Below are 17,882 nucleotides of genomic sequence, written 5' to 3'. Positions count from 1 at the left end.
CACCCGCCACCGTCCCGGACACGACGCGGGCCCCGCCGTACGGCGGGGCCCGCGTCACGTGGAGGCTTGCTCAGCCGCCGAACTCCCGCAGGCCCTTGAGCGCCTGGTCGAGCAGCGCCTGCCGGCCCTCCAGCTCACGGGCGAGCTTGTCGGCCTTGGCCGCGTTGCCCTGCGCCCGCGCCTGGTCGATCTGCCGGTGCAGCTTGTCCACGGCGTCCTGCAACTGCCCCGTGAGCCCCTCGGCGCGCGCCCGCGCCTCCGGGTTCGTACGGCGCCACTCGGCCTCCTCCGCCTCGCCGATGGACCGCTCCACGGCGTGCATCCGGGCCTCGATCTTCGTCCGGGCGTCCCGCGGTACGTGCCCGATGGCCTCCCACCGCTCGTTGATCGAGCGGAAGGCTCCCCTGGCGGTCTTGAGGTCGGTGACGGGCAGCAGCTTCTCCGCCTCCGCGACCAGCTCCTCCTTGCGCGTCAGGTTCTCGCGCTGCTCGCTGTCGCGCTCGGCGAAGACCTCGCCGCGGGCCTGGAAGAAGACGTCCTGCGCCCCGCGGAAGCGGGCCCACAGGTCCTCCTCCTGGTCGCGCTGCGCGCGGCCCGCGGCCTTCCAGTCCGCCATCAGCTCGCGGTAGCGGGCGGCCGTCGGCCCCCACTCGCGGGAGCCGGAGAGCGCCTCCGCCTCCTCCACCAGCTTCTCCTTGCGCCGCCTGGCCTCCTCGCGCTGGGCGTCGAGGGACGCGAAGTGGGCCTTGCGGCGCTTGGAGAACGCCGAGCGCGCATGGCTGAAGCGGTGCCACAGCTCGTCGTCGCTCCTGCGGTCCAGCCGCGGCAGACCCTTCCAGGTCTCCACCAGCTCCCGCAGCCGCTCGCCCGCCGCGCGCCACTGCTCGCTCTGCGCCAGCTCCTCCGCCTCGGCGACCACCGCCTCCTTGGACTCGCGCACCTCCTGCTGATGCTTGACCTTGGCCGCCTTGCGCTCCTCCTGACGGGCGCCCACGGCCTCCACCAGCCGGTCGAGCCGCGCCGTCAGCGCGTCCAGGTCACCGACGGCGTGCGCCTCCGAGACCTGCGCGCGCAGGTGCTCGATGGCGGTGGTGGCGTCCTTCGTGGACAGGTCGGTGGTCCGCACCCGGCGCTCGAGGAGGCCGATCTCCACGACCAGGCCCTCGTACTTGCGCTTGAAGTAAGCGAGCGCCTCCTCGGCCGAGCCCGCCTGCCAGGAGCCGACGACTCGCTCGCCGTCGGCGGTACGCACGTACACGGTGCCCGTCTCGTCGACCCGGCCCCATGGGTCGCTGCTCACAGCGCCTCCTCACATGACGCCCCGCGGGCCCGGCAGCCCGGCGGCGTCTTCCACAGTTGTCTGCGGCCGGAAAGGGGATGGGGTACCGGATCCGGCCGATCCGGCGGCGGGCGAAAGCGACTGCCGCCGGCACCCCCGCACCTGCACAACGCCAACATAGGCGAACGGCGGGCCGGCTGTCCGCATCCCGCGCGAGACCAATCCCGTAACGACGCGGCCCCGGCGGTGGCTCAGTGGTCGGTCTCCTGCTCCTTGGTGCCCTCGGTGACGGTCGCCTTGTTGATGACCACCGTCGCGTTCGGGGCGGTGTTGCCGGTCTGCGGGTCCTGCGGCTGCGCCCCGGCCTCGGCGATGGTCTTGACCGTGGCCGTGCCCTCGTCGGTGAGCTGACCGAACGGCGTGTAGTTCGGGGGCAGCGGGCTGTCCTGGTAGACCAGGAAGAACTGGCTGCCGCCGGAGTCCTTCTGGCCGGTGTTGGCCATCGCCACGGTGCCCGCCGGGTACGTCCCGCCCTTGACCGCTTTGTCCTTCAGGTTCTCGTCCGGGATCGTGTAGCCGGGGCCGCCCTGGCCGGTGCCGGCCGGGTCGCCGCACTGCAGCACGAAGATGCCGGACTCCTGGCCGGTCAGCCGGTGGCACGGGCTGTGGTCGAAGTAGCCCTCGCCGGCGAGGAAGCGCATGTTGTTCACCGTGTGCGGCGCCTTGCCCGCGTCCATCTCGATGCCTATGTCGCCACAGGTGGTCGACAGGGTCATCGTGTACGTCGCCGAGTCGTCGATGTCGAGCTTCGGCTCCTTCTTCCACGTCTTGTCCGACGGCTTGCCGTCCTCCGGCTTGCCGCAGGGGTCGTGCGCCTTCTCCGGGCTCGCGCTGGGCGCCGCGGCGTCGTCCTTCTTCTTGTCGTCGTCGCCGGAACCGAAGCCGGTGAAGGCCGCGACCGCGACCACGGTGATCACCACCACCAGCGGGGCCGTGATCACCGCCGCGAGCTTCCGGTTGTGCTTTCTGCGGTCGGCGCGCCTGCGCTGCTGCCGCTCGTACTTGTCCCGGGCGAGCTGCCGCCTCCGCTGGTCCCTGCTGACCACCGCGTCTTCTCCCTCGAGTCGCTGCCACACGCGTTCGTGGACCGGAATTCCGTGTGCCGTACCGTATATCGATTCGCTGCCGGATGAGGAGCGCCGGTAGTCTCGGAACGGCCGCAATTCCGGGGCTGCCGCGGGCGCGCGGCTCCCGGCGGCGGCACACATCCGACGACATCCGACAGGTGAAGGACGATCGTGCTCATTGCCGGGTTCCCCGCGGGCGCATGGGGCACCAACTGTTACCTCCTCGCCCCGGCCGCGGGGGAGGAGTGCGTGATCGTCGATCCCGGGCACCGGGCGGCGGACGGCGTCGCGGAGGCGGTCGCCAAGCACCGGCTCAAGCCGGTCGCGGTCGTGCTCACCCACGGGCACCTCGACCACGTCGCCTCGGTGATCCCCGTCTGCGGCGCCCACGACGTGCCCGCCTGGATCCACCCCGCCGACCGGTACATGCTCGCCGACCCCGAGAAGGCGCTCGGCATGGCCATCGGGGCGCCGCTCCTCGGCGACCTGACCGTGGGCGAGCCGGACGACGTGGTCGAGCTCGCCGACGGCGCCGAGCTGGCGCTGGCCGGGCTGAGCCTCACGGTCGCGCACGCGCCCGGCCATACCAAGGGGTCGGTGACCTTCCGGCTGCCCGGGCAGCAGGATGTGCCGCAGGTCCTCTTCTCGGGGGACCTGCTCTTCGCCGGCTCCATCGGACGCACCGACCTGCCCGGCGGCGACAGCGCCGAGATCCTTCAGTCGCTGGCCCGCGTGTGCCTGCCGCTCGACGACTCGACCGTGGTGCTCCCCGGGCACGGCCCTCAGACGACCATCGGCCGCGAGCGCGCCGGCAACCCCTTCCTGCAGGAGCTGGCCGCCGGCCGGGCGGGCGGCCAGCCCGCCCCGCTCCGCCATCGACGACGAATGTGACGACACTCTCCGTGAGCACTTCACCGGCCTTCAAGGCCCCCAAGGGCACCTACGACCTGATCCCGCCGCGCTCCGCGGCCTACCTCGCCGTCCGCGAGGCGTTCGCCGCGCCCGTACGCCGCGCCGGCTACGGCTACGTCGAGACCCCCGGCTTCGAGGACGTACGGCTCTTCGCCCGCGGCGTCGGCGAGTCCACCGACATCGTGACCAAGGAGATGTACACCCTCACCACCAAGGGCGGCGACGAGCTGGCGCTGCGCCCCGAGGGCACCGCCTCCGTGCTGCGCGCGGCGCTGGAGAGCAACCTGCACAAGCAGGGCAACCTGCCGGTCAAGCTCTGGTACTCCGGTTCGTACTACCGCTACGAGCGCCCGCAGAAGGGCCGCTACCGGCACTTCTCCCAGGTCGGCGCCGAGGCCATCGGCGCCGAGGACCCGGCGCTCGACGCCGAGTTGATCGTCCTGGCCGTCGACGGCTACCGCGCGCTGGGCCTGACGGGCTTCCGGCTGCTGCTCAACTCCCTCGGCGACCAGGAGTGCCGGCCCGCGTACCGCACCGCGCTGCAGGACTTCCTGCGCGGCCTCGACCTCGACGGGCCCACCCGCGAGCGGATCGAGATCAATCCGCTGCGGGTGCTCGACGACAAGCGCCCGGAGGTCCGGGCCCAGCTCGACGCCGCGCCGCTGATGCGCGACCACCTGTGCGAGGCGTGCAAGGCGTACCACGAGCAGGTCCGCGAGCTGCTGACCGCGGCCGGCGTCGCGTACGAGGACGACCCCCGGCTGGTCCGCGGCCTCGACTACTACACGCGCACCACCTTCGAGTTCGTCCACGACGGCCTCGGCGCGCAGTCCGCCATCGGCGGCGGCGGCCGCTACGACGGGCTGTCGGAGATGATCGGCGGTCCCGCACTGCCGTCGGTGGGCTGGGCGCTGGGCGTGGACCGTACGGTGCTGGCGCTGGAGGCCGAGGGCGTCGTGCTGGACCTGCCCGCGACCACCGACGTGTACGCGGCGGCGCTCGGCGAGCAGGCCCGCAGGACGCTCTTCGGCGTGGTCACCGAGCTGCGCCGGGCCGGGGTCGCGGCGGACTTCGCGTTCGGCGGAAAGGGCCTGAAGAACGCGATGAAGTCCGCCGACCGCTCCGGCGCGCGCTACGCGCTGGTGGCGGGGGAGCGGGACCTCGACGAGGGCGTGGTCCAGCTCAAGGACCTCGGCAGCGGCGAGCAGCGGGCGGTCGGGCTGGCCGAGGTCGTCGGCGAGCTGCGCAAGCTGCTGGCCTGACCCCTGCGGGTGGCGCGCTGACGGGCGGATTTACGCCGGTCGAATGCGCGGTCGGGCATCGTTGACCCTGCCGGTGGACGGCCGGCGGGCCACCGGCTGATCACCGGTGCACCGGTGCCCGATCGCCCTGCGTTGCGGCACAATGAGGTGCCGCCACCGATCCGAGCCCACGGAAGCAGCGAGATGACCACGACCGCAACGAGAACGGCCCCGTCAGCGCACGAGGACCCGCCCGATTCCGGACTGATCGGGTCGGGCAAACCGTTCGCCTGGCTGCTGGTGATCGGCGGCGTGCTGGGTCTCGTGGCGTCCGCGGTGATCACGCACGACAAGATGAAGCTGCTGGAGGACCCGAACTACGTCTCGGCCTGCAGCCTGAACCCCGTTCTGTCGTGCAACAACATCATGAAGAGCTGGCAGGCCTCGGTGTTCGGATTCCCGAACCCGTTCGTCGGCTGGATCGCCTTCCCGATGCTCGTCGTGATCGGCGTCGGCCTGCTGGCCGGCGCGGGACACCGCCGCTGGTGGTGGACCGGGCTGTGGGCGGGCTCCCTCTTCGGTGTCGGTTTCGTCACCTTCCTCCAGTACTCGTCGCTGTACAAGATCGGCTCGCTGTGCCTGTGGTGCTCGCTGGTCTGGGCGGTGACGATCCTGATCTTCTGGTACACCACCGTGCACAACGTCAAGACCGGCGTCTTCCCGGTCTCGGCGCGGGTGCGCGAGACCGTGCTGGAGTTCAACTGGGTGGTGCCGGTCCTGTGGTACGGGATCCTGCTCATCCTGATCGGCATCCGCTGGTGGTCGTACTGGAAGACGCTCCTCTGAGCGCTGTCAGTCCCGTGGCATAGGGTCGCAGGCGTGGAGCCCGACCTGTTCACCGCCGCGGCCGAGGAGCGCCAGGAGAAGGATCCCGGCAGCTCCCCGCTGGCCGTCCGGATGCGCCCGCGCAGCCTCGACGAGGTCGTGGGCCAGCAGCACCTGCTCAGGCCCGGCGCACCGCTGCGCCGGCTCGTCGGCGAGGGCGCCGGGGGCCCGGCGGGCCCGGCGTCCGTGCTGCTGTGGGGCCCGCCCGGCACCGGCAAGACGACCCTGGCGTACGTGGTCAGCCAGGCCACCCAGAAGCGCTTCGTGGAGCTCTCCGCGATCACCGCGGGCGTCAAGGAGGTCCGCGCGGTCATCGAGGGCGCCCGCCGCGCCGTCGGGGGGTACGGCAAGGAGACCGTCCTCTTCCTCGACGAGATCCACCGCTTCAGCAAGGCCCAGCAGGACTCGCTGCTGCCCGCGGTGGAGAACCGGTGGGTGACGCTGATCGCGGCCACCACGGAGAATCCGTACTTCTCGGTGATCTCCCCGCTGCTCTCCCGCTCGCTGCTGCTCACCCTGGAGCCGCTCACCGACGACGACGTGCGCGGGCTGCTGCGCCGGGCGGTCGCCGCCGAGCGCGGCCTCGGCGGCGCGGTGACGCTGCCGGAGGAGTCGGAGGAGCATCTGCTGCGCATCGCCGGCGGCGACGCGCGCCGGGCGCTCACGGCGCTGGAGGCGGCCGCCGGGGCGGCGCTGGCGCAGGGCGAGGCGGAGGTGTCGCTGCCGACGCTGGAGGCGGCGGTGGACCGTGCCGCCGTGGCGTACGACCGGGACGGCGACCAGCACTACGACGTGGCCAGCGCCCTGATCAAGTCCGTGCGCGGCTCGGACGTGGACGCGGCACTGCACTATCTGGCGCGCATGATCGAGGCGGGCGAGGACCCGCGTTTCATCGCCCGCCGGCTGATGATCTCCGCCAGCGAGGACATCGGTCTCGCCGACTCCTCGGCGCTGCAGACGGCGGTCGCCGCGGCCCAGGCGGTGGCCATGATCGGCTTCCCGGAGGCGGCGCTGACGCTGGCGCACGCCACGGTGGCGCTCGCGCTGGCCCCGAAGTCCAACGCGGTGACGAAGGCCATCGGCGCCGCGATGGACGACGTGAGGGCCGGGAAGGCGGGCCCGGTGCCGGCGCATCTGCGGGACGGGCACTACAAGGGCGCGGAGAAGCTCGGGCACGCGCAGGGGTACGTGTATCCCCACGACGTACCGGGCGCCATCGCCGCCCAGCAGTACGCCCCGGAAGCCCTCGCCGGCCGCCGGTACTACGAGCCGACGCGGTACGGCGCGGAGGCGCGGTACGCCGAGGTGGTCGAGCGGGTGCGCGAGCGGCTGGCGGGCGGGGGCCAGGAGGGTCCCGGCCGGGGCGACGAGCGCGACTGACCGCGGCGCGCGGGCGCCCGGTTGCCTGGTGACGCGGATCACGGCGCCCGGCCGCCGGGAATGCCCGAAATCGCAGGCGCGTTTTCGAAGGTGAGAGCGCGAGAGCGCCGGCATCGCTTAAGGTAAGCCTTGCCTAACTTCCTGAAGGAGGACGGAACCACGTGAACCAGCCGCGCCCCAAGGTCCGCAAGTCGCGGGCCCTCGGCATTCCTCTCACTCCGAAGGCCGCCAAGTACTTCGAGAGCCGCCCGTACCCGCCCGGCATGCACGGCCGCGGCCGCAAGCAGACGAGCGACTACAAGGTACGGCTGCTCGAGAAGCAGCGCCTGCGCGCGCAGTACGACATCAGCGAGCGCCAGCTCGTCCGGGCGTACGAGCGCGCCAGCAAGGTGCAGGCCAAGACCGGTGAGGCGCTGATCGTCGAGCTGGAGCGCCGCCTGGACGCGCTGGTCCTCCGCGCGGGCCTGGCCCGGACCGTGTACCAGTCCCGGCAGATGGTCGTCCACGGCCACATCGAGGTCAACGGCCGCAAAGTCGACAAGCCGTCCTTCCGGGTCCGCCCCGACGACGTGGTGACGGTCCGCGAGCGCAGCCGCGAGAAGTACCCGTTCCAGGTCGCGCGCGAGGGCGGCTACGCGACGGACGGCGAGACCCCCCGCTACCTGGAGGTCAACCTGCCGGCGCTCGCCTTCCGGCTCGACCGGGAGCCCAACCGCCGCGAGATCCCCGTCATCTGCGACGAGCAACTCGTCGTGGAGTACTACGCGCGCTGACGGACCCGCCCGCCGCGGGCACACGGAACGTACGCGCCAGTATGCGCAACGTACAATCCGCTCGCGCAACTCCCCAGTGCACGGGGGTTAATCCGGTACGGCGCTGTCGGTCCGGCGCGATAGGGTCGGAGCCTGCCCTGGCAGCGCAACACCCCGTCGACTCGCCCGGCGAGCAGCCCTGAAGGAGCGGTGCATCGTGTCCGGTGGAGAGGTGGCCGGCATCCTCGTGGCCGTCTTCTGGGCCATCCTGGTCTCGTTCCTGGCCGTGGCCCTCTTCCGGCTCGCCCAGACGCTCCGCGCGGCAAGCGAGTTGGTCACGCGCGTGACCGAGGAGGCCGTCCCGCTCCTCTCGGAGGCCGGCGCCACGGTCCGCTCGGCGAACACGCAGCTCGCCCGGGTCGACGCCATCGCCTCCGACGTGCAGGAGGTCACGGCCAACGCCTCGGCCCTCTCCTCCACCGTCTCCACCGCCTTCGGCGGACCCCTGGTGAAGGTGGCCGCGTTCGGATACGGGGTACGGCGCGCGCTCGGCCGGAACCGCGGCCCGGCCGGGGACGACGGCGACGTCGTCGTCGGCGGGCCCGTCGCGGGCGCGGCGCGGGCCGTACGGGCCGCGAGCGCCCGGGTGCCCGCCGCCCGCCGGGGCTTTTCCGCCAGGCGCAGAAAGGGCTGAGCAGCATGTTCCGTCGGACCTTCTGGTTCACGACCGGTGCGGCCACCGGCGTCTGGGCCACCCTCAGGGCACAGCGCGCGTTGCGCCGCGTCTCCCCGGAGAGCATCGCCGCCACGGCGGCCAACCGCGCCGTCGACACCGGCCGCCGCGCCCTGCTCTTCGCCCAGGACGTGCGCGCCGCGATGGCCGAGCGCGAGGACCAGCTCAACGACGCCCTCGGACTCAGCCCCCGCAGCCGCCCCGCCGAACTGCCGGGCCGGCGCGCCAAGGCGCAGCTCGAACGGAAGGCCGCCCGGCGCCGGCCCGACGACCGCAGCCCGTACCACCGCAATCGCAATCTGAAAGAGGACCACTGATGGAGTCGGCCGAAATCCGCCGCCGCTGGCTGCGCTTCTTCGAAGAGCGTGGGCACACCGTCGTGCCGTCGGCGTCGCTGATCGCCGACGACCCCACGCTGCTCCTCATCAACGCGGGCATGGTCCCCTTCAAGCCCTACTTCCTCGGCGAGGCCACCCCGCCGTACAAGCGCGCCACCAGCGTGCAGAAGTGCATCCGCACGCCGGACATCGACGAGGTCGGCAAGACCACCCGGCACGGCACGTTCTTCCAGATGTGCGGCAACTTCTCCTTCGGCGACTACTTCAAGGAGGGCGCCGCCACCCTCGCCTGGGAGCTGCTCACCAGCTCGCAGGACGCGGGAGGTTACGGCCTGGACCCCGAGCGCCTGTGGATCACGGTCTACGAGGACGACGACGAGGCCGAGCGCATCTGGCGCGACGTCGTCGGCGTGCCCCCGGAGCGCATCCAGCGCCTGGGCAAGGAGGAGAACTACTGGGACATGGGCGTGCCCGGTCCCTGCGGCCCCTGCTCCGAGGTCAACTACGACCGCGGCCCCGAGTTCGGCGAGGCGGGCGGCCCCGCCGTCAACGACGAGCGCTACGTGGAGATCTGGAACCTGGTCTTCATGCAGTACGTGCGCGGTCCCGGCACGGGCAAGGACTATCCGATCCTCGGCGACCTGCCCCAGCAGAACATCGACACCGGCCTCGGCCTCGAACGCCTGGCGATGATCCTGCAGGGCGTGCACAACATGTACGAGATCGACACCTCGCGCGCCGTCATCGACAAGGCCGAGGAGCTGACCGGCGTGCGCTACGGCGCCGCCGGCCACTCGGACGTCTCGCTGCGCGTCGTCTCCGACCACATGCGCGCCTCCGTCATGCTCATCGGCGACGGCGTCACCCCCGGCAACGAGGGCCGCGGCTACGTGCTGCGCCGCATCATGCGCCGCGCCGTGCGCAACATGAAGCTCCTGGGCGCCGACCGCCCCGTCGTCGGCGAGCTGGTCGACGTCGTCATCGCCACCATGGGCGAGCAGTACCCGGAGCTGGTCGCCGACCGCAAGCGCATCGAGTCCGTGGCGCTCGCCGAGGAGGCCCGCTTCCTCAAGACCCTCAAGGCCGGCACCAATGTGCTGGACACCGCCGTCACCGAGGCCAAGTCCGCCGGCTCCGGCGTGCTCCCCGGCGACAAGGCGTTCCTGCTCCACGACACCTGGGGCTTCCCCATCGACCTCACGCTGGAGATGGCCGGCGAGCAGGGCCTGACGGTCGACGAGGACGGCTTCCGCCGGCTGATGAAGGAACAGCGGGACCGGGCCAAGGCCGACGCCGCCGCCAAGAAGACCGGCCACGCCGACCTGTCCGCGTACCGCGAGGTCGCCGACTCCGCCGGCGCCACCGAGTTCACCGGCTACTCGCACACCGAGGCCGAGTCCACCGTCGTCGGCCTGCTGGTCGCCGGCGTGGCCTCGCCCGCCGCCACCGAGGGCGACGAGGTCGAGGTCATCCTCGACCGCACCCCCTTCTACGCGGAGGGCGGCGGCCAGCTCGCCGACACCGGCCGGATCCGGCTCGGCTCCGGCGCCGTGGTCGAGGTGCGCGACGTCCAGCAGCCCGTGCCCGGCGTCAGCGTGCACAAGGGCGTCGTCCAGGTCGGCGAGGTCACCGTCGGCGAGCCCGCGCAGGCCGCCATCGACGTGAGCCGCCGCCGCGCCATCGCCCGCGCCCACAGCGCCACCCACCTCACCCACCAGGCGCTGCGCGACGCCCTCGGCCCGACCGCCGCCCAGGCCGGCTCGGAGAACGCCCCCGGCCGCTTCCGCTTCGACTTCGGCGCGCCCGCCGCCGTGCCGGGCGGTGTCCTCGGCGACGTCGAGCAGAAGATCAACGAGGTGCTCGCCCGCGAACTCGACGTGCACGCCGAGGTCATGTCGATGCAGGACGCCAAGAAGCAGGGCGCGCTGGCCGAGTTCGGCGAGAAGTACGGCGACCGGGTGCGCGTCGTCACCATCGGCGACTTCTCCAAGGAGCTGTGCGGCGGCACGCACGTGCACAACACCGCCCAGCTCGGCCTGGTCAAGCTGCTCGGCGAGTCCTCCATCGGCGCCGGCGTGCGCCGGGTGGAGGCCCTGGTCGGCGTGGACGCGTACAACTTCCTGGCCCGTGAGCACACCGTGGTCCACCAGCTCACCGAGCTGCTGAAGGGCCGCCCGGAGGAGCTGCCCGAGCGGATCTCCGGGATGCTGGCCCGGCTGAAGGACGCGGAGAAGGAGATCGAGAAGTTCCGCGCCGAGAAGGTGCTGCAGGCCGCCGCCGGCCTCGCGGAGGGCGCCAGGGACGTCGGCGGCGTCGCGCTCGTCGCCGCCCGGGTGCCGGACGGCACCGCCGCCGAGGACCTGCGCAAGCTCGTCCTGGACGTACGGGGCCGGATCCCCGGCGACCGGCCGGCCGTCGTGGCGCTCTTCTCCGTCGCGGCTGGTCGTCCCCTCACCGTGATCGCCACCAACGAGGCCGCCCGTGAGCGCGGTCTGAAGGCCGGCGACCTGGTGCGTACGGCGGCCAAGACGCTCGGCGGCGGCGGCGGTGGCAAGCCCGACATCGCCCAGGGCGGCGGGCAGGACCCGCAGGCCGTCGGCGAGGCCGTGGCCGCGGTGGAGCGGGGCGTCGCGGAGGCCGCCGCCTGATGTACCCACAGCCGCCGGAGGGCCGGATGATCCGCCGCGGGCGCAGGCTCGCGGTGGACGTCGGCGACGTCCGGATCGGGGTCGCGTCCTGCGACCCCGACGGGATCCTGGCCACGCCCGTGGAGACGGTGCCGGGCCGGGATCTGCCGGCGGCGTTCCGCCGGCTGGCCGCGCTCACCGAGGAGTACGAGCCGCTGGAGGTGCTCGTCGGCCTGCCGCGCTCGCTGCACGGTGGCGAGGGCCCGGCTGCCGCCAAGGTCCGCGGCTTCGCGGAGAAGCTGGCGCGCCGCGTCCATCCCGTGCCCGTGCGGCTCGTCGACGAACGCATGTCCACGGTGACGGCCACTCAGAACCTGCGTGCGGCCGGGAAGTCGAGCCGCAAGGGCCGGTCGGTTGTCGACCAGGTGGCGGCCGTCGTCATTCTCCAGAGCGCGCTGGAGGCCGAACGGGCGTCAGGGGCGGCGCCGGGTGAGAGCGTCGAGGCGGCCCTGTGATCGCGATACGGTAACGTTCCGCGCGGACACGGCACCCGTCGTATAAACGCACCGGCGGCCACGCGGCTTAGGGGACTGATGACTGACTACGGCCCAAACCCCGGCTCCCAACCCTGGCAGCCCGACGACAGCCTTTACGGCGGGCAGCAGGACTGGTCGGGCGGGCAGCCCGACGCCGGGCACCACCACTACGGGGGACAGCAGCCGCAGCAGCACTACCCGCACCAGCAGCAGTCCTCCTGGGACTCGGGCCAGCAGCAGCAGTACCCGGGCGGCTGGGACTCCACCGGCGGCGGGATGCCGCTTGCCGACCCCTACGCCGCCCCCGCGCCGCAGCACGACTACTACGGCACGCCGGACGCCTACCCGCCGCCCCACCCGCACCCGCGCCGCCCCCACCCGCAACAGCCGGGTCAGCAGCAGCCGCACCCGCACCAGCAGCCGGGACCGCCGCAGCCCGGGCACCACCAGCCCCCGCCGCACCGGCAGCAGCCTCCGCCGCCTGCCCAGGGCGCCCACGGCAACGGCGGCCGCGAGGACTGGGACCCCGCCTCCCGTCCGCCCGAGCGCGACGACCACCCCTTCTTCGACGGCGGCGGCGGCGACGACGACTACGACGACTCCCCCCGCGAGGGCCGCGGCGGAGGCCGGAACGCCGGCCGCGGTACGGGCCGCGACCGCCGCGGTGCCAAGCGCCGCAACGGCTGCGCCTGCTTCGTCATCGCCCTCGTGCTGGCCGCGGGCCTCGGCGGCCTCGGCTACCTCGGCTACAACTTCTGGAACGACCGCTTCGGCGCCGCGCCCGACTACTCGGGTGAGGGCGAGGGCACCGTGACCGTGGAGATCCCCGAGGGCGCGAGCATCACGCAGATGGGGAACATCCTCAAGGACAAGGGCGTGGTCAAGAGCGTCCAGGCGTTCGTCGACGCCGCCGGTGACGAGATGCTCCACCCCGGCTCGTACACGCTGCACAAGGGCATGTCCGGCGAGGCCGCGGTCAAGATGATGCTGAGTCCGGAGGCCGCCAACCAGCTCGTCATCCCCGAGGGCCGGCGTGCCACCGCCGTCTACGCGATGATCGACGAGCACCTCGGGCTCAAGGAGGACACCACCGCCAAGATCGCCGAGAAGGGCGACCTCGGCCTGCCCGACTGGGCGGAGGGCAACCCCGAGGGCTTCCTGTGGCCGTCGAGTTACTCCGCCGCCGAGGGCACCGACCCCAAGAAGCTGCTGCGCGAGATGGTCAAGCGGGCCAACGGCAAGTACACCGAGCTGGGCCTGGAGGACAAGGCGGCGAAGGTGGGGCAGACCCCGTACGAGATCGTCACCATCGCCAGTCTCATCGAGGCGGAGGGGCAGTCGAAGGAGGAGTTCGGCAAGGTCTCGCGGGTCATCTACAACCGCCTGAAGCCGGACAACACCGCCACCAACGGCATGCTGCAGTTCGACTCCACCATCAACTACGCCAAGGGCGAGTCGAACCTCGACATCTCCAACCAGGACACGCAGTTCGACTCCCCGTACAACACCTACCTGCACGCCGGCCTGCCGCCGGGGCCCATCGACAACCCCAGCGAGCGCGCCATCGAGGCGGCCCTCGACCCGACCGCCGGTGACTGGCTGTACTTCGTCACCGTCAAGCCGGGCGACACGCGCTTCACCGCCAGCAAGGAGGAGCACGACCGCAACGTCGAGGAGTTCAACGAGAACCAGCGCAAGAAGGAGGACGAGTGAGGGCCCAGCCCCGGCGCGCGGCCGTCCTCGGCTCGCCCATCACCCACTCCCTGTCGCCGGTGCTGCACCGCGCCGCGTACGGCGAACTGGGCCTGACCGGCTGGACGTACGGCCGCTACGAGGTGGACGAGCAGCGGATCGCCGGCTTCCTCGACAGCCTGGAGCCGGGGGAGTGGGCCGGGCTCTCGCTGACCATGCCGCTCAAGCGGGCGGTGATCCCGCTGCTCGACGAGGTCAGCGCCACGGCCCGGTCGGTCGAGGCGGTCAACACCGTCGTCCTGCACGACGACGGCCGCCGCTTCGGGGACAACACCGACATCCCCGGCATGGCCGCGGCGCTGCGCGAGCGCGGCATCGAGAAGGTGGAGCGCGCCGCCGTCCTGGGCGCCGGCGCCACCGCCTCCTCCGCGCTCGCCGCCCTCGCCACCGTCTGCACCGGCGAGGTCACGGCGTACGTACGCTCCGCCGCCCGCGCGACGGAGATGGAGCAGTGGGGCGAGCGCCTCGGTGTCCCGGTGCGCTGTACGGACTGGTCCGAGGCCGCCGCCGCCTTCGACGCGCCGCTGGTCGTCGCCACCACCCCGGCCGGTGCCACCGACGACCTCGCGGCCGCGGTCCCGGAGCGCCCGGGTGCGCTCTTCGACGTGTTGTACGAGCCATGGCCCACCCCGCTCGCCGGCGCGTGGGCCGCGCGCGGCGGCACAGTCGTCGGAGGTCTCGACCTGCTGGTGCACCAGGCGGTGCTGCAGGTGGAGCAGATGACGGGTGCCGTACGGGCGCCGCTGGCGGCCATGCGCGAGGCCGGCGAGGCCGCGCTGCGCGCCCGCACCCTCTGAGGCCTCCCGGCCCCCGCGGCCGGCTGCCGGGAGGGCGCCCGGGGGGTGCAGGAGTCTGCCTGTCCGCCGTCCATTCCGTGGACCTGGACAAGTGCGGGGCGCGGAGCGTGCGAGGATCGGGGGCGAGGACTTCGCACTCGTAAGGGAGCACCGTTGAGCAGGTTGCGCTGGCTCACCGCAGGGGAATCGCACGGCCCGGCACTCGTCGCGACGCTGGAGGGTCTCCCCGCGGGGGTGCCCGTCACCACCGACCTGATCGCCGACCACCTCGCCCGCCGCCGGCTGGGCTACGGCCGCGGGGCGCGGATGAAGTTCGAGCGCGACGAGGTCACCTTCATCGGCGGCGTACGCCACGGGCTCACCCTCGGCTCCCCGGTCGCGGTCATGATCGGGAACACCGAGTGGCCCAAGTGGGAGAAGGTCATGGCCGCCGATCCGGTGGACCCGGCCGAGCTGGCGGACATCGCCCGCAACGCCCCGCTGACCCGTCCCCGCCCCGGCCACGCCGACCTGGCCGGCATGCAGAAGTACGGCTTCGACGAGGCCCGCCCCGTGCTGGAGCGGGCCTCGGCCCGCGAGACGGCGGCCCGGGTCGCGCTGGGCGCGGTGGCCCGCTCGTATCTGAAGGAGACCGCCGGCATCGAGGTCGTCTCGCACGTCGTGGAGCTGGGCGGCGCCAAGGCCCCGTACGGCAGCGTCCCCGCCCCGGCCGACGTGGCGCGGCTCGACGCCGACCCGGTGCGCTGCCTGGACGCGGACGCGAGCAAGGCGATGGTCGACGTGATCGACCAGGCCCACAAGGACGGCGACACCCTCGGCGGCGTCGTCGAGGTCGTCGCGCACGACGTGCCGGTCGGCCTCGGCTCGCACGTGCACTGGGACCGCCGGCTGGACTCCCGGCTGGCCGGGGCGCTCATGGGCATCCAGGCCATCAAGGGCGTCGAGCTGGGCGACGGCTTCGCGCTGGCCGGCGTGCCCGGCTCGCAGGCCCACGACGAGATCGTCCGCACCGACGACGGCATCCGCCGCTCCTCCGGCCGCTCCGGTGGCACCGAGGGCGGGCTGAGCACCGGTGAACTGCTGCGGGTACGCGCCGCGATGAAGCCCATCGCGACCGTGCCGCGCGCGCTGGCCACGGTGGACGTCGCCACCGGCGAGGCCACCAAGGCGCACCACCAGCGCTCGGATGTCTGCGCCGTGCCCGCCGCGGGCATCGTGGCGGAGGCGATGGTGGCGCTGGTGCTGGCCGACGCGGTGGCGGAGAAGTTCGGCGGCGACAGCGTCACGGAGACCGCCCGCAACGTCCGCGGCTACCTGGAGAATCTGGCGATCCGATGACCAGCAGCACCGAGGGCCGTGAGCGCCCCGACACCGCAGCCGCCCCGGCCGCCGCCGGAGGTGCGGACGGCCCCGCCGTCGTGCTCGTCGGCCCGCCCGGCGCCGGCAAGTCCACCGTGGGGGCCGTCCTCGCCGCCCGCCTCGGCACCACCGTCCGCGACACCGACGAGGACGTCGAGAAGGCCGCGGGCAAGCCCATCCCCGAGATCTTCTACGACGACGGCGAGCCCGCCTTCCGCGCCCTGGAGCGCGCCGCCGTGCGCACCGCGCTCGCCGAGCACCCCGGCGTGCTGGCCCTCGGCGGTGGCGCCGTCATGGACGCCGGCACCCGCGAACTGCTCGCCGCGCACCGCGTCGTCTTCCTCGACGTCGAGATGGCCGACGCCGTCAAGCGCGTCGGCCTCGACGCCCCCCGCCCGCTGCTCGCTGTCAACCCGCGCCAGCAGTGGCGCACCCTGATGGAACAGCGCCGCCCGCACTACACCGAGGTCGCCCGCGCGACCGTCACCACCGCCGGCCGCACGCCGGACGAGGTCGCCGAGCTCGTACTCGCAGCATTGGAGAGCCACCCCGCATGACACCGAGCGCCGAAGGGGCCGAGGTCACCCGCATCCACATCGGCGGCACCGCGGGCACCGACCCGTACGAGGCCGTCGTCGGCCGGCAGTTGCTCGGCGAGCTGCCCCGGCTGATCGGCGAGCGGGCCAAGCGCGTCGCCGTCCTCGTGCCGGAGGCGCTGGCCGAGACCGGCGAGGCGCTGCGCGCGGACCTCGCGGGGCAGGGGTACGAGGCCGTCGTCATCCAGGTGCCGAACGCCGAGGAGGCCAAGACCGCCGAGGTCGCCGCGTACTGCTGGCGGGCCCTCGGCCAGTCCGGCTTCACCCGCAGCGACGCCGTCGTCGGCGTCGGCGGCGGCGCCACCACGGACCTCGCCGGGTTCGTGGCCGCGACCTGGCTGCGCGGCGTGCGCTGGGTCGCGGTGCCGACGACCGTGCTGGGCATGGTGGACGCGGCGGTCGGCGGCAAGACCGGCATCAACACCGCGGAGGGCAAGAACCTCGTCGGCGCGTTCCACCCGCCGGCCGGGGTGCTCTGCGACCTCGCCGCGCTCGACTCCCTCGGCGTCCACGACTACGTCTCCGGACTCGCCGAGGTCATCAAGGCCGGCTTCATCGCCGACCCGGCGATCCTGGAGCTGATCGAGGCCGACCCGCAGGGCGCCCGCAGCCCCGCGGGACCGCACACCGCGGAGCTGGTCGAGCGCGCGATCCGGGTCAAGGCCGAGGTGGTCTCGGCGGATCTGAAGGAGGCGGGCCTGCGGGAGATCCTGAACTACGGGCACACCCTCGGCCACGCCATCGAGAAGAACGAGCGCTACACGTGGCGGCACGGCGCCGCCGTCTCCGTCGGCATGGTCTTCGCCGCCGAGCTGGGCCGGATCGCCGGCCGCCTCGACGACGCCACCGCCGACCGGCACCGCGCGGTGCTGCGCGCCGTCGGGCTGCCCGTGACGTACCGCGGCGATCAGTGGCCCAAGCTGCTGCAGACGATGAAGGTGGACAAGAAGACCCGCGGCGACCTGCTGCGCTTCATCGTCCTGGACGGGCTGGCGAAGCCCGCCGTGCTGGAGGGCCCCGACCCGGCGATGCTGCTCGCCGCGCACGCCGAGATCGCGGCGGGCGACGAGGAGGCGGCCGGATGACGCGCGTGCTGGTGCTCAACGGGCCGAACCTGGGCCGCCTCGGCTCCCGCGAGCCCGACGTCTACGGCGCCACGTCCTACGCCGGGCTCGTCGAGCAGTGCACCGCGCTCGGCAAGGAGCTGGGCTTCGAGGTCGAGGTGCGGGAGACCAACGACGAGGCCGAGATGATCCGCTGGCTGCACGAGGCCGCGGACGGCCGGCTGCCCGTGGTGATCAACCCGGGCGCCTTCACGCACTATTCGTACGGGATGCGGGACGCCGCCGCGCAGCGCACGGCGCCGCTGATCGAGGTGCACATCTCCAACCCGCACGCCCGCGAGAAGTTCCGGCACACCTCGGTGATCGCCGCGGTGGCCTCCGGCACGATCGCGGGCTTCGGCATCGGCTCGTACCGGCTGGCGCTGCGCGCGCTGGCGGAGGACCTGGCCGCGTCCTGACGTCCGGCGCCCCGGCGGTCCGCACGGTACGGGGCTCCGTACGGTA

17 protein-coding genes are annotated in these 17,882 nt (G+C 73.0%); 15 read left to right on the top strand and 2 right to left on the bottom strand.

The features are described 5' to 3' along the window. Positions 1-70: 70 nt before the first annotated feature. Complete coding sequence (locus ABGA99_RS25890; RefSeq protein ID WP_347575794.1) at positions 71-1,300, bottom strand: DUF349 domain-containing protein; 1,230 nt, start codon at positions 1,298-1,300, stop codon at positions 71-73. 230 nt (positions 1,301-1,530) lie between these two features. Beyond that, positions 1,531-2,385 (bottom strand): peptidylprolyl isomerase, encoded by an 855-nt coding sequence (locus ABGA99_RS25885; RefSeq protein ID WP_347575795.1) that lies wholly within the window; start codon positions 2,383-2,385, stop codon positions 1,531-1,533. A 192-nt stretch (positions 2,386-2,577) separates the two neighbouring features. On the opposite strand from ABGA99_RS25885, the gene ABGA99_RS25880 reads away from it, so the two are divergent. From ABGA99_RS25880 to aroQ, 15 genes are all read left to right on the top strand, one after another. After that, the gene (locus ABGA99_RS25880; protein ID WP_347575796.1) at positions 2,578-3,297 is read left to right on the top strand and encodes an MBL fold metallo-hydrolase; all 720 of its coding nucleotides are present in this window, start codon (positions 2,578-2,580) and stop codon (positions 3,295-3,297) included. Next, on the top strand, positions 3,294-4,580 hold the full coding sequence (gene hisS, locus ABGA99_RS25875) for a histidine--tRNA ligase (RefSeq protein ID WP_347575797.1): 1,287 nt from the start codon (positions 3,294-3,296) through the stop codon (positions 4,578-4,580). Before ABGA99_RS25880 ends, hisS begins: the two co-directional genes overlap by 4 nt. 183 nt (positions 4,581-4,763) lie before the next feature. Next, positions 4,764-5,405, top strand: coding sequence for a vitamin K epoxide reductase family protein (locus tag ABGA99_RS25870; protein ID WP_347575798.1), 642 nt, complete (start codon positions 4,764-4,766; stop codon positions 5,403-5,405). A 33-nt stretch (positions 5,406-5,438) separates the two neighbouring features. Beyond that, the gene (locus ABGA99_RS25865; protein ID WP_347575799.1) at positions 5,439-6,824 is read left to right on the top strand and encodes a replication-associated recombination protein A; all 1,386 of its coding nucleotides are present in this window, start codon (positions 5,439-5,441) and stop codon (positions 6,822-6,824) included. Positions 6,825-6,985: 161 nt separating this feature from the next. Then, a complete protein-coding gene (rpsD, locus tag ABGA99_RS25860; protein ID WP_347575800.1) occupies positions 6,986-7,597 on the top strand; it encodes a 30S ribosomal protein S4 in 612 nt (203 codons plus the stop codon). Positions 7,598-7,793: 196 nt separating this feature from the next. Continuing rightward, positions 7,794-8,270: a DUF948 domain-containing protein gene (locus ABGA99_RS25855; RefSeq protein ID WP_347575801.1), complete on the top strand. Its 477-nt coding sequence runs from the start codon at positions 7,794-7,796 to the stop codon at positions 8,268-8,270. A gap of 5 nt (positions 8,271-8,275) precedes the next feature. Further along, positions 8,276-8,626 (top strand): DUF6167 family protein, encoded by a 351-nt coding sequence (locus ABGA99_RS25850; RefSeq protein ID WP_347575802.1) that lies wholly within the window; start codon positions 8,276-8,278, stop codon positions 8,624-8,626. Continuing rightward, positions 8,626-11,295, top strand: coding sequence for an alanine--tRNA ligase (gene alaS, locus ABGA99_RS25845; RefSeq protein WP_347575803.1), 2,670 nt, complete (start codon positions 8,626-8,628; stop codon positions 11,293-11,295). The genes ABGA99_RS25850 and alaS overlap by 1 nt, the downstream gene beginning before the upstream one ends. A gap of 26 nt (positions 11,296-11,321) precedes the next feature. Continuing rightward, positions 11,322-11,789: a Holliday junction resolvase RuvX gene (gene ruvX / locus ABGA99_RS25840; protein WP_347576117.1), complete on the top strand. Its 468-nt coding sequence runs from the start codon at positions 11,322-11,324 to the stop codon at positions 11,787-11,789. 78 nt (positions 11,790-11,867) lie between these two features. Beyond that, positions 11,868-13,523 carry an endolytic transglycosylase MltG gene (gene mltG, locus ABGA99_RS25835; protein ID WP_347583521.1) on the top strand — a complete coding sequence of 552 codons (1,656 nt, stop codon included), beginning with the start codon at positions 11,868-11,870 and terminating at the stop codon, positions 13,521-13,523. Then, positions 13,520-14,359: a shikimate dehydrogenase gene (locus ABGA99_RS25830; protein ID WP_347575805.1), complete on the top strand. Its 840-nt coding sequence runs from the start codon at positions 13,520-13,522 to the stop codon at positions 14,357-14,359. The genes mltG and ABGA99_RS25830 overlap by 4 nt, the downstream gene beginning before the upstream one ends. Before the next feature lie 153 nt (positions 14,360-14,512). Beyond that, complete coding sequence (gene aroC / locus ABGA99_RS25825) at positions 14,513-15,697, top strand: chorismate synthase (protein ID WP_347575806.1); 1,185 nt, start codon at positions 14,513-14,515, stop codon at positions 15,695-15,697. Further along, positions 15,694-16,275 (top strand): shikimate kinase, encoded by a 582-nt coding sequence (locus ABGA99_RS25820; RefSeq protein WP_347575807.1) that lies wholly within the window; start codon positions 15,694-15,696, stop codon positions 16,273-16,275. The genes aroC and ABGA99_RS25820 overlap by 4 nt, the downstream gene beginning before the upstream one ends. Then, complete coding sequence (gene aroB, locus ABGA99_RS25815; RefSeq protein WP_347575808.1) at positions 16,272-17,399, top strand: 3-dehydroquinate synthase; 1,128 nt, start codon at positions 16,272-16,274, stop codon at positions 17,397-17,399. The genes ABGA99_RS25820 and aroB overlap by 4 nt, the downstream gene beginning before the upstream one ends. Continuing rightward, positions 17,396-17,836 carry a type II 3-dehydroquinate dehydratase gene (gene aroQ, locus ABGA99_RS25810; protein ID WP_347583520.1) on the top strand — a complete coding sequence of 147 codons (441 nt, stop codon included), beginning with the start codon at positions 17,396-17,398 and terminating at the stop codon, positions 17,834-17,836. The genes aroB and aroQ overlap by 4 nt, the downstream gene beginning before the upstream one ends. Positions 17,837-17,882 lie beyond the last annotated feature (46 nt).

It is taken from the genome of Streptomyces sp. B5E4 (assembly GCF_039871555.1).
In the GTDB taxonomy this organism is placed as follows: domain Bacteria; phylum Actinomycetota; class Actinomycetes; order Streptomycetales; family Streptomycetaceae; genus Streptomyces.
Note: the sequence above shows the minus strand (reverse complement) of the source record. Positions and strands in the feature narration are given on the sequence as shown.

Coding starts and splice junctions, on each gene's coding strand:
- alaS (WP_347575803.1), top strand. CDS start 8,626: ATGGAGTCGGCCGAAATCCGCCGCCGCTGGCTGCGCTTCTTCGAAGAG.
- ABGA99_RS25850 (WP_347575802.1), top strand. CDS start 8,276: ATGTTCCGTCGGACCTTCTGGTTCACGACCGGTGCGGCCACCGGCGTC.
- aroB (WP_347575808.1), top strand. CDS start 16,272: ATGACACCGAGCGCCGAAGGGGCCGAGGTCACCCGCATCCACATCGGC.
- mltG (WP_347583521.1), top strand. CDS start 11,868: ATGACTGACTACGGCCCAAACCCCGGCTCCCAACCCTGGCAGCCCGAC.
- ABGA99_RS25820 (WP_347575807.1), top strand. CDS start 15,694: ATGACCAGCAGCACCGAGGGCCGTGAGCGCCCCGACACCGCAGCCGCC.
- aroQ (WP_347583520.1), top strand. CDS start 17,396: ATGACGCGCGTGCTGGTGCTCAACGGGCCGAACCTGGGCCGCCTCGGC.
- ABGA99_RS25870 (WP_347575798.1), top strand. CDS start 4,764: ATGACCACGACCGCAACGAGAACGGCCCCGTCAGCGCACGAGGACCCG.
- ruvX (WP_347576117.1), top strand. CDS start 11,322: ATGATCCGCCGCGGGCGCAGGCTCGCGGTGGACGTCGGCGACGTCCGG.